The sequence below is a fragment of the Chloroflexota bacterium genome, assembly GCA_026710945.1.
Classification (GTDB): Bacteria; Chloroflexota; UBA11872; order VXOZ01; family VXOZ01; genus VXOZ01.
In genome coordinates this window covers 108608-120050 of record JAPOQA010000016.1, presented here as the reverse complement: position 1 = coordinate 120050, position 11443 = coordinate 108608, and the positions used below count along the sequence as shown (strand labels likewise).

Below are 11443 nucleotides of genomic sequence, written 5' to 3'. Positions count from 1 at the left end.
GAAGCAGCGCGGCAGCGGCGGCAGCGAAGAGGGATGCGGAGTCAGAATCGGCTGCCGATGTGGCCGACCTGCCGCTCATCGAACCGGAGGCCACACCGGCGAACATTGGCGATCTGGAGGTCTTCTATGAAGCCGGCACGTCGGTGGCAAATTTCGATGCCTTTAGATTGATGGAATTGACAGCCTACGGCCCGCCGGGGCATGGCATTGCAGCCGACAAGGCTCCCTTCAAGGTGGGCCAAGAAATTTACATAGAGTTTACCGTCCAAAACCTACGGGTGCCGCCGATGGTGCTCAAGCGGACGTTTGTTGCCGTGAATCATCCCACTGGCGAAGAGAAAGACTTTGGGTTAGTTCATGAGGGGGTGGAGGTCGTGCGGTACCAAGAATTCAAGACCGGTGTTGTGATACAGCTTGATGAACCGGGCGAATGGGAAATCTGGCCTTGCTATCAGTTGATACTTGAAGACGACACGCTCCGCGACCGCTGCACGCCCAAATGGCAGTTCTTTACGATCCGGGTGGAAGCGTAGTTTGCTCAGAACGGGCGCGTTGAGATAGAGCTCCGCAAGACGCTCTTCTTGAAAGTTTGGTTGCCCAGCTCTACTGCAGCCCCCTTGCACTCTCTTGCATGCAAACCGCTGAATGGGAGGCCAAGCCTCGTCTGGAAATTTGCCGGTTTGGGCAGAGGTTCCAGGCAGGTGCAAGAGACTGGGGAGACGAAGTCATGAGGCGGCGCCCCGCGGCCTCTCGAAGGGTTTTTTTCGGCGTAAACTGTACGGAAAGAGCCCTTGACCCACCTTGACGGAACGTATATAATCTCTCCTAGCCTAGCCAACTAGAGTGCGAATGGCTAATTGAATTTGGGACTGAACTTGCAACATGGCTGGGCAATTGATGGCCGATAGAATTGGCCCGTTCATTTGCAGGTTCTAGCTGGGGAAGAGCCAAAAAGGAGGAGTCCCCCATGACATTTACGAGACGATCGTTGCTCGGCGCTGGCGCCGCAGCCGGTGGTGCTGCGTTGCTGGTCGCATGCGGCACAGCGGCAACTACGGGCGCGCCGAAGGACGACATGGCCGAGGCGCCCAAGGCCGAGGAAAAGACCGAGATGATGGAGACGCCGGTCCTGAAGATCTCCAACTACCACGCGGAAGAAGATCCGCGCTGGAAGGCGCTCTCTGAGACCTTCGCGGTAGCTGAGGAATCTCTCGGCATCACAATCGAGGCGACGCCCGACCGGACGTTTGACGGCGGTGTATTTGCCAAGCGCAACACTGAGTTTGCCGCTGGCGAGGCCGGTGTGGACATCACTTACAACCAGGTTAACTGGGCGCTCAAGTGGGGTCTCACCGGAGTTATCGAGGAACTGACCCCCTATTTCGCCAAAGGACCGCGCAGCAAAGAGGACTACTTTGCCGGCGAGCTGGTGAACTGGAGTTGGGGCCCGAATCTGTATGGCGTGCCCTTCCAGTCTGGTGGCGAGGTCTTCCACGTGAATAAGGACCTGCTCACCCAGGCCGGCGTTGACATGCCGCCCCCGGACTGGAGCTATGAAGACTTGCTGGACATGTCCCGCAAGCTCACCAATGCAGAAGAGAATAGATGGGCTCTGGTCATTTACCAGAACTACGTCTTCTACATGATGGGCACGTGGATGTACAATTTCGGCGGTCAGATCCTTAACGAGACAAAGGACAAGGCGGTCTATGGCACCGATCCGCTGTCTCTGGAAGGCGCTCAGTTCAACATCGACTTGGCGCTAAAGCACAGGGTGATCGCGCCGGGTGCAAGTGAAATTGGCATCGAGTTCCCGAAGGGCACCTATCACATAGAGAACCAGTTTGCGGCGATGGAGAACAATGGCATTTACCGCCACAACGGTATCCGCCCGCACTTGGGCGAGGCCTTGGACTTCCTGCCCCCGCCAAAGGGTCTGGATCAGCGCGTCACCGTGCTGGGCAATGCCTACTCCATCCTGAGTCTCTCCGAGGCCAAGGACCTGGCGTGGGACTTCCTCAGTTGGTTCCACTCCGACGAGAGCATGCTGGAGACCCCGCACTTCGGTTCCATCGCGTGGCCGCCCGTCATTGAGTACGCCACGCATCCGGTATGGCTGGAGCCTTTCAAGGGCACCCGCGTAACGGACGTGGTTGACGTGTGGATTTCCGGTGGACACGATGCCATGATCGTGCCCGAGGGCACCGAGGCTTGGGGCATTGACATCGAGTGGACTAAAAAGGCGATCTCCGGTGAGGTCACCGTGCCTGAGGCATTCCGCTCGTCTGCCGAAGAGATGAATGTGCTCTTCAGCCAGCGTCCCCCCGAGTGGGCGATGACATAAGTCGAAGAAAGTTTGCCATTTAGAGGATATACTCTGAGTAGTCAAACGGGACAGGAGGCAGCAATATTGCTGCCTCCTGCTTCTTTAAAAGAGCGCAATTCTAAAGGAGGGTATTCAGGTGAGAAAAAAGACAGCTCTCTTTGGCCTGATTGGGCTCGTGGTACTGCTGGCTCTATCCGCCGGCATCCTTACCGCCTTTACCGGCAACGATTCCGATGAACTGATCGTTGAGGTCACCATTACGAACTTGACCCGCGGACAGACGATGACCTCTGTCTTTGTCGCGCGGCACGACGGGAGCGCCGCGCCGCTCTACACGTTGGGACAGCCTGCCAGCGACGGATTGGCATCCATGGCGGAGGATGGCAGCGCCTCCGGTCTGCTTGGGGCATGGGATCCGGACGAGAATAGTAGTGTCGCCGAAGCCCGGACAGCAGGCGGCCTGATTCGGCCCGGCCAGAGCGTTACCATATCGTTCAATATCAGCGATGGGAAGCAATTGCTCTCCCTCGCCAGCATGTTGGTGTCTACCAATGACGGCTTTATCGGCGCAAACAGCCTCGACCTTTCCTCATCTAAGGTTGTCTACTTGAATGTTTACGACGCAGGCAGTGAAGGCAACAGCGAAAGCTGCGATTTCGTTCCAGGGCCTCCCTGCAACAGCCACAACGCCAGAGACACAGCAACTGCTGAAGGCTTTGTCCATGTACATGCAGGCATCCACGGCGACGGAGGACTTGATCCCGCGCAACACGACTGGCGTAACCCGGCTGCCAGGCTGGAAATTAAGACGTGGAAACGAATTTGATGGGAGTGGCCGTGCACTTTATCAGAGCATAACAGTATGAGAAGAAGAATAGGGGGAGAAAATTGCGCAGCTCTTCCCCTATCTCGGAATGTGTTTGACGTACCTTTAAGATCAGAGCAAAGCGTGATACACTTGTCTAGGCTAACTGTAAGCACACCTAAACGTGCTTTGAATACGTAGTGGCCTATTTCAAAGGAGTGTGCGATGGCGAAAGTAGTAAGCAGAGAAGCGTTGGCGCTGGAAGGTGGCCCAAAGGCCGTTACTGCTTCGACCAGTGATACGTGGGAACGTGTCAGTCCATTGGAGAAGCAGTATGTGAATGCAGTGCTCGACGACTACGGCAGTGCTTATGACGAGATTGAAAAGTTCGAAGAGCAGTTCCGAGACTTTGTCGGCACCCGCTACGCCTTGGCACACTGCAACGGCACGTCTACAATTCACGCGGCGGTGTTTGCTTCCGGCGCCCGTCTGGGTAAAGAGGTGATCGTGCCGTCGGTGACGTGGCACGCGAGCATTACGCCTATCCTACACTGCGGCGCCACGCCGGTCTTTTGCGACATCGATCCGGAGACGTTTTGCGCCGACCCGGAAGACGTGCGTCGCAAGATCACGCCGCATACGTGCGCGATTATTGTCACTCACGTCTACGGCAATCCGGCGGACATGGACTCCTTCCGCGAGATGGTTGAAGGCACGGACATCACACTGATCGAAGATGCTTCCCACGCTCACGGCGGGACTTGGAATGGGCAGCAAGTCGGTTCGCTAGGTGACATAGGCTGCTTTAGCCTACAGGGCAGCAAGGCCGTAACCGGCATAGAAGCCGGTGTCGCGACTACGAACTGCACCGACCTCTATGACCGCATGCTTGCTTTGGGGCACTACGGCCGTACCGAGCGTATGTGGCAGACGGACGCGTTCAAATCGCTCCACAACATTGGACTAGGCGTAAAGTATCGCGCCAACCCGCTTGCGATGGCAATGGCACGCGCGCAGCTAGAGCGCCTACCGGAATTGAACGAAATGCGCCTGTCGTGGTTCAAGAAGCTGGATGATCTCTTAGGGGAGATTCCGGGCATCCATCCCCAGAAGACCTATCCCGCAGCTGTGCGCGGCGGCCTCCTGCTTTACGCAGGGGTGATCGATCCCGTGGCAATCGGCGCGCCCGTGAACAGCGTGCTCAAGGCCCTCGTTGCAGAAGGGGTCAGCACGACCCCGGCGATCACACCGTTCGGTTATGGCGTGATGCACCTGGAACCACTGTTCAACGACTTTTCGTTTGAAGACTTAGGTGGCCCTTGGGGCGACTTGCCGTCAAATGCGCGCAAGCCGTTGCAGCGCGGTTCACTGCCGGTCAGTGAACGTGTGCACGACTCCTGTTTCTGGCTCTCGACGCCGGTTGATCCCAGCGATGAGTGGATTGAACAGAATGCTGCAGCCTTCCGCAAGGTGGTTGAGCAGGGGCCGCGACTCGCGGAAGTCCTAACCAAGGCCGGCTAAGCCAATCGAACAATTCCTGAAAGTCGCCACTTTCGTGGCGGTCCCACTTTGTGTCCCGACGCTGCGTGGTGGGCTAGTGATGGCCGCCAGTTGTTTGTGCCACCTGGGAAACCGTAGTTTGCCATTGTCGCTTGACGATTTAGCGCCGGCCACGTTGCCACCAGTTCGAGGAAACCAAGTAAAGACGGGTCTGAGCCTGCACTCACTGCCCATTCGACATGAAGGGCAGTGAGTGCACTTCACTTTCTTGCCCTAAGTGCTGGATTTGCAATCAGACTTTCCGATCAGTCCAATCTTCGTTGCGGTTCCAGCTTGCCGATCCCTGCAGGCCAATGCAGGGAAGAGCCCGCGATGGTAGCATGAGAGTATGATCGTGTCACACGACTGTGTGACACAACTTTGACTCTTCCTCTGTTCGCTGCCTGCGCTCAAAGGGACACTTGCTTGAAGTGAATCCCATGTGCGGTGTAGCGTTAATCAAAGAAGCATAAACTTCAAGAAAGCAACGTAGCGCATGGCAACAGATAACCCAGGGGTTTCGGACGAAACTCAAGAGGTGCTGCCGGATGGAAGACATCCTGATGACGTAGCCGACCTCGATATGGAAATGACGCTCGGGGAGCACCTCACCGAGTTGAGGCGTCGCCTGCTCATTGCGGTGCTTTCCGTGCTCTTCTTTACCGTGATTGGCTTTATCTTCATCAGGCCAATCATGGACCTTCTCATTGCTCCGGCGCCGGATAACGTGACGACGCTCTACCAATTCTCCCCGACGGAGGGTATTTTCACGTTCATGCGCGTCGCAATCATGGTGGGCGTCGCATGTGCGATGCCGATGCTCATCTACCAGATCGGCGCCTACGTCTTGCCCGGTCTGACCCGACGCGAGCGCCGGTATCTTTATATGCTTGTTCCGACGTCATCATTTGCATTTCTGGTGGGACTGGCATTCTGCTACTTCGTGGTACTGCGGTTTGCGTTGGGATTCTTGCTTGGGACGAATAGCTGGATATCCGATCAGGTGGAAAGTTTCCCATCAGTCTCGCTGTATGTGAATTTCGTAACGCGCATGTTGCTTGCGCTGGGGATAGTCTTCCAGACACCTATATTCATCTACTTTCTGTCGGCAATAGGCATAGTCGATACACGGAAGCTCTCACGCTGGCGGCCATTTGTTGTCGTAATAGTTGCCATAGTAGCTGCCGTTATTACGCCGACGCCGGACCCCTTTAATCAAGCGCTCGTTGCCGTTCCAATGTATCTTCTGTACGAAGTTGGCATCCTTTTGTCCCGCATCACCGGTCCGGTGACCCGACGCCGCTCACAGAGTGAAGATTAGGCCGATTAGGGCGCAGCTCCAAGAGACTGTGTGAACGCAAGGATGTCCCGGACTTCCTGGTCTGTGATCTGTTCTGGTAGATAGGGCGGCATGACGTCTGATGGCTCACGCACTGCATTGAGAAACTCAGCAAAGTCGAGACGCGTGCCGGCGAGAGTCGGGCCGATGCCGCCATCAGCTTGGAGTCCGTGACAGAGAACGCACCCAGCGGTACGGTATACGGATTCTCCCTCCACCGGACTTCCGTATCCAAACGGAGGTACCGGAGCCTGCACCGGCGCTTGGGCGGGTGCAGGAATGAGATTCAGTTCTTTCGCCAAATCGCCCCCGTTGACGACTACCACTTCCCCTTCGCTCGCCCACGGTTGTTCGGTCTTCCAAAGTTGAAACGCCCGCCGTTGCGCGCGGAGGACTAGCACGAATCCATAGTCCCGGATGCTCATCGGTAATCCATTGAACGTGATTGGGTCCAGTCCCTGTTGGCGTACTGCGTAGTATGCGGCCTTGATGGCTGCGTTTTCATCAAGCAGGGCGAGGTGATTGGTAGCGATCACGGGCCAGGGTTGTCCAAAGTCCTCTGCCCAGGTGTTAGATCTCGGGATAAACCGGCGGGTCTCTAAGAACGTGTCTGCCCCGGCGGCAGATAGTTCGTCGAAGAGATTCATCAGGCTCACGCTCTGGGTAGTCTCATCCCAAAGCAGTATGCCTTTCTGAAATGCCTGTGCCACCAGGCCCTTGTAGGGGAATCGCTGTGAGACCGGGTAGCCAAGGGCCTGGAAGCCACCGAGTCTGCGATACGACAACCAGAAGGGCGCTTCTTCATCATCGATGACTGTGTAGCCGAGCTCTTGGCTGTCATCAGTGCCGTTGGTCTGAGTGTAGAAGTGACCCTTGGGAATCGCCCAATCGCGAACATCCTTCACGTCTGCTTGCACTCTTGCTGGAGCGGACATGGTAAACAGAGCTACGATTGCGAGATGTAAAAGCAGTTGGGTGAGTCTCTTGAGGATCATTGGGAACAAGGGGTGAGGTTAGGCTTGAGGTCGGGCGAGTAGATGCAGGTAGCGAGCGAGATACTTGTGCGGTGTGCGTGTTATAAGTGTTTGCTCCAAGGCAAAGGCGGCATCCCATCCCTCCTGCTGTTCGAGACAATCTTGAGATAGGTAGTCACAAGCTACGCGCACACCTCGAACTGCCACACTGTGAAGACCTGCCTTGTCGAGCATCGCCACCAGCTCTTGCAACGAGTACACGCGACGATAGCCGCCAAAGAGTGTCGCCGGGTGAACTGTCTTGTCGAGCATTTGCAGCGCCGCTTGTGGGTTCTGTTGGTTCACTACCGTGCGCAGCGGCTCTGCGTCACGGTTTGCTACAGCCACGGAAACAACCCCATCGTCTTGGATGAGTTGGCGAATGCGCAGCAGGATTTCTTGCGGCCCAACAGCGTATTCCAAAATATTGTGGCAAAGAACAGCGGAAAACTTGCTCTTTAGGTGTCGGGCCCGGAAATCCAAAACTGTGCCTTGCTGTACGCGCAGATTCTTGCGCATGTCCTTCGCGAGGTCACGCTTTGCCTTTGCAGTTGCCAGGTCTAGCATGCCCTGGGCCGGGTCTAGCAAGACCACGCGATGTCCTTGGGCAGCGAGACGAAGGGCGAATGCACCTGTGCCTCCACCTACGTCGAGCACGTAGTGGGGTGTGTCTGCCTGCTGCAAGAGATGTGAAAGCCCGGACCAGACCAGTTCGGTTCGCAGTCGTCCGAGGGGACTCTGCAGATATTCTTCGAAGTTGGCCGCGTCGCGATCGAAGTGTTCGACCTCTCGGGCCGGCGGGGCTTTCACCTAAGACGCCTTTCTCGCTTGAGCATCTGTCCTTACCAGCTTACCTACACCACGTAGATTCTGCTAGTGCACTACAGAGAGATTTCCTCCTGCATTTCAGGGCGAGTGGGGTAGCCCGCTTCGCCCCATCGAGCGGTAGGCACCTTTCGTTGCATGTAGACTTTCGCATCGTTTACCAGGCAATCCTGTAACCCTCTGTCACTGTTGAGACTTTGTGGCTTGGAATAGGACTTGCTAGACTGTGGACAAGACAAAGACCAGCTCGTATTTGAGATGAAGCGAAGGGAGCATTGGAGAGAGGAATGCTACCGATGGCAGTGTTTCAGCCGGTAATTGGGATCTTGGGGCTCATCGCGCTGGCGTGGGCAATCAGCGAAAACCGCCGGGTCTTTCCATGGCGAACGGCTGTGGCTGGGCTGGTCGTGCAATTCGGGCTCGCCCTATTACTTTTGAAGGTCCCTAACTCACAAATTGTATTTGTCTGGATTGGCAACGGTGTGAGCGCGCTGGTCAGGGCGACTGAGGCCGGCACATTGTTCGTGTTCGGATTCCTAGGCGGCGGGCCGCCGCCATTTGAGGAGACTTTTCCGGGCGCGTCGTTCGCGTTTGCCTTTCGCTCGCTGCCGCTCGTCGTTGTAATTGGCGCGCTTTCGGCGATCCTGTACCACTATCGGATTCTGCCCTGGGTGGTGAAAGGGTTTGCTTGGGTCCTCAGAAAGACATTGAACATTGGCGGGGCGACAAGCTTTGCCACCGCCGCCAATATCTTTATAGGCATGGTTGAAGCACCCTTGCTCGTGCGACCGTACCTTGAACGCATGAGCCGCTCGGAACTCTTCATCGTGATGACGGGTGGCATGGCCACCGTCGCGGGGACTGTGTTCGCCCTCTACGTTACCCTTTTGGATGGCATCATTCCCGATCCGGCAGGCCACGTACTCACTGCGTCCATCATCAGTGCCCCTGCAGCCATCATGATTGCGCTCATACTCGTTCCGCGGACGGGCGAGGAAGTTGACGACTCTAAGGTTGAGTTTGAACGCATCTACGAAAACGGCGCTGATGCCCTGACCCGCGGCACTATTGACGGCCTGCGGCTGTTCGCTTACATCATCGGCATGTTGATTGTGCTGGTGGCGTTTGTTGAATTGGCGAACATCATTTTGGAACTTGCGCCGCTGATCGCAGGCGAACCGCTGACTCTACAGAGAATTCTCGGCTGGACTCTCTCGCCGGTAGTGTGGGCGCTGGGCGTCCCCTGGGCAGAATCATTTACTGCCGGGCAACTGCTTGGCACGAAAGTGATCCTCAACGAGCTTTTAGCTTACGTCCAGATGTCGCAACTTCCCCCCGGCAGCTTGAGTGAGCGCAGCGCGTTGATCATGGCTTACAGCATCTGCGGTTTCGCAAACTTCGCCAGCCTGGGCATCATGATTGGCGGCATAGGCGCCATCGTCCCGGAGCGACGGCTGGAGATAGCAAACCTCGGTCTCAAGTCCATCCTGGCCGGCACAATGGCAACGTGCATGACGGGCGCAATTGCGGGACTGCTGTACTGGTAGAGTCCTGGGCTAGGGAAGAACGAGACGGCGAGGCAGCGATACCTGGAGCAAGAACGAACGCAAGTGCCCCGGGCGGTAGCGGCAAGACGCCAAGAACATTGAGGTCATCCGGCAGGGTTTGCTAGACTGAGTAAACGACCCGGTAGCTCAGTTGGCAGAGCACCTGACTTTTAATCAGGGTGTCCTGGGTTCGAGCCCCAGCCGGGTCACCAAGATCAGCGCTTGCTGTTGCCAGACCCCCATTGGATTTCCCACGCACACGCATGCCCTGCCGCGTAGTCGGCAGATAGGAGTACTTGGGGTCTGCCCTCCAGGGCGGATGCTTGTACTGGAACGTGCTCCCCATTTACCTTTGCGCTTTGCATTGGCGCGCCTCGATACGCGTAGGGCAACGCGAGAGAAAGGGCATGCGCCGGATGCGCCGCTTCTAGACTGAATCGCAGTGTAAGTGTCTCCGGCTGAAATTCATAGGCGGTAATCTGAAGCGAGCGCCTGGCATCGTTGAAATTCACCCAGTCCACCCCGCTAACAAAGTGAAATTCGCGATCGCGACAGTAGCCTAACACTGCCTCCAACCAGTGCTGGGACGAGGTTGGGCCCGCGCGGGTACGGAGCGGGTGGAAATACGGGTGGTAGACCGTGTGGAATTGATCGATGGCCGCGTCCGCCTGTTCCTTGGAGAGCGCGATACACTCCTCAGAACTTAGTGGCGTGCCGAAGATTTTATCCGCGGTCCAACCGTCGTCGGTGGACATCGTCGTTTGCTCATAGATGTCGAGCAGCCTGCCTTCTTCATCCATGAACTTGACCGGCAGACCGCTCCCATTGACGTATCCGGCAAAGTGAAAGCGGCCGGGGGCAAAGTTGGTATCGAGCCGCACATTGTTCTCGCGCAGGTACTTTGCCGTTTCGGTCCAGCCGGCCCAGATGACACTGTGTCCACGGTAGGTAACGGACTCATGGCCGTACCGGGTGCGGAAGGCGTCCATTTCCGCCCGCAGGCCGCTGCGCATTTCCTCCAGTGAAGGTCTGCCACCGGCAAACGCATGTTGACCGAAGTCGTGCCCCTGCTGACGCAGGGCACTCTCATGGGCCGGTGCAACTTTTGGATGGTCTTGCATCATGAGATACGTGGTGTACGGCACCTGGAAGCGGTCCGCGGTTGCGATCGTATTCATCAGGTCTTCTAATGCCATACTGTCGCCGTCGCCGTTGATGAATGCTGCGGCATGCGCCGCTTCGGGAAAGTGCCATAGACGCGGCAGCGGCTGGGCGAAGGCCGCCATCCACTCGAGGATTCGCACCAGAATGTCTTGCTGGAGATCAGCTTGGGGCAGAGGGCAAAGCGCGGGATCAAGGTAGCCGACGAAGAAATCATTGGGCTTGTACATGCGGTCACCGTCAAGATCGGGATTGGACCCGGTACTCGCCTGGTCGGCACGTCCCTGGTGGAGGAGTACTGTGCTCTCGGCAAGGTCATAGGCAAAAACCGCCCATGTGCCCCGGCCCCGGCTGCCAACCGCAATTGCGGGGTGATTAGTTACGTAGTCAGGATGTGCGGCAAAGTATGCCAGCACGTTTGAGGGATTACCATGCCAGGTATAGAGTTCGGCGCGGCCGTGAAACTGCATGGGAGGCAAGCTAATGCCGTCATTCAGGGTGCAGAGCTTATTTAGCGCGATGTAGCGATCCGCGAGGTCACGACCGAACGGAGCGAGACCCAGCGCGGACGCCAGTTGTTCAGGTGGTCGCAGCGCAATCAAAGCGCCGCCTTGCTCGACATAAGTCAGCAACGTGCCCGATGATTCAGCAGGTATATCGACATGGGTCTGCACCACAACAGGATGCTGAGCAAGCTGTTCGGGGGTGATGCTCGCGACAGCGAGATCGTGAACTGTAAACCAATTGAAGCCTTCAATATGCAGAATCTCTGTAATGTACCCTGCAAGACGCGCATTGGTCTGGCTATCCCAAATGACTAGAATTGGCGAGACGTTTTGTGACATAGTGCAGAAGCCTTCTGTGGTCGGTGCAAACGCTGACGGTAGA

The 11443-nt window shown here is 56.7% G+C and carries 9 protein-coding genes and 1 tRNA gene; 7 read left to right on the top strand and 3 right to left on the bottom strand.

The window, feature by feature from the left end; genetic code table 11:
* The 5 genes from OXE05_03135 to tatC form a co-directional block, all read left to right on the top strand.
* A partial coding sequence (locus OXE05_03135; GenBank protein MCY4436310.1) for a hypothetical protein occupies nt 1–533 on the top strand: 533 nt, incomplete at its 5' end.
* A 434-nt stretch (nt 534–967) separates the two neighbouring features.
* Nucleotides 968–2344: an extracellular solute-binding protein gene (locus tag OXE05_03130; protein ID MCY4436309.1), complete on the top strand. Its 1377-nt coding sequence runs from the start codon at nt 968–970 to the stop codon at nt 2342–2344.
* Nucleotides 2345–2462: 118 nt separating this feature from the next.
* Nucleotides 2463–3152, top strand: a complete 690-nt coding sequence (locus OXE05_03125; GenBank protein ID MCY4436308.1) for a spondin domain-containing protein — start codon at nt 2463–2465, stop codon at nt 3150–3152.
* Between the two features lie 204 nt (nt 3153–3356).
* Nucleotides 3357–4652 carry a DegT/DnrJ/EryC1/StrS family aminotransferase gene (locus OXE05_03120; protein ID MCY4436307.1) on the top strand — a complete coding sequence of 432 codons (1296 nt, stop codon included), beginning with the start codon at nt 3357–3359 and terminating at the stop codon, nt 4650–4652.
* A 514-nt stretch (nt 4653–5166) separates the two neighbouring features.
* Nucleotides 5167–5991, top strand: a complete 825-nt coding sequence (tatC, locus tag OXE05_03115) for a twin-arginine translocase subunit TatC (GenBank protein ID MCY4436306.1) — start codon at nt 5167–5169, stop codon at nt 5989–5991.
* A 5-nt stretch (nt 5992–5996) separates the two neighbouring features.
* On the opposite strand, the gene OXE05_03110 is transcribed toward tatC, so the two are convergent.
* Nucleotides 5997–6914 carry a cytochrome c gene (locus tag OXE05_03110; GenBank protein MCY4436305.1) on the bottom strand — a complete coding sequence of 306 codons (918 nt, stop codon included), beginning with the start codon at nt 6912–6914 and terminating at the stop codon, nt 5997–5999.
* Nucleotides 6915–7022: 108 nt separating this feature from the next.
* Nucleotides 7023–7832: a methyltransferase domain-containing protein gene (locus OXE05_03105; GenBank protein ID MCY4436304.1), complete on the bottom strand. Its 810-nt coding sequence runs from the start codon at nt 7830–7832 to the stop codon at nt 7023–7025.
* 311 nt (nt 7833–8143) lie between these two features.
* On the opposite strand from OXE05_03105, the gene OXE05_03100 reads away from it, so the two are divergent.
* Both OXE05_03100 and OXE05_03095 read left to right on the top strand, forming a co-directional pair.
* Nucleotides 8144–9394 carry a nucleoside:proton symporter gene (locus OXE05_03100; protein MCY4436303.1) on the top strand — a complete coding sequence of 417 codons (1251 nt, stop codon included), beginning with the start codon at nt 8144–8146 and terminating at the stop codon, nt 9392–9394.
* Between the two features lie 136 nt (nt 9395–9530).
* Nucleotides 9531–9606: transfer RNA gene (locus OXE05_03095), tRNA-Lys, on the top strand.
* Between the two features lie 3 nt (nt 9607–9609).
* On the opposite strand, the gene OXE05_03090 is transcribed toward OXE05_03095, so the two are convergent.
* Nucleotides 9610–11400: a hypothetical protein gene (locus OXE05_03090; GenBank protein ID MCY4436302.1), complete on the bottom strand. Its 1791-nt coding sequence runs from the start codon at nt 11398–11400 to the stop codon at nt 9610–9612.
* Nucleotides 11401–11443 lie beyond the last annotated feature (43 nt).

Coding starts and splice junctions, on each gene's coding strand:
- OXE05_03130 (MCY4436309.1), top strand. CDS start 968: ATGACATTTACGAGACGATCGTTGCTCGGCGCTGGCGCCGCAGCCGGT.
- OXE05_03120 (MCY4436307.1), top strand. CDS start 3,357: ATGGCGAAAGTAGTAAGCAGAGAAGCGTTGGCGCTGGAAGGTGGCCCA.
- tatC (MCY4436306.1), top strand. CDS start 5,167: ATGGCAACAGATAACCCAGGGGTTTCGGACGAAACTCAAGAGGTGCTG.
- OXE05_03100 (MCY4436303.1), top strand. CDS start 8,144: ATGGCAGTGTTTCAGCCGGTAATTGGGATCTTGGGGCTCATCGCGCTG.
- OXE05_03090 (MCY4436302.1), bottom strand. CDS start 11,400: ATGTCACAAAACGTCTCGCCAATTCTAGTCATTTGGGATAGCCAGACC.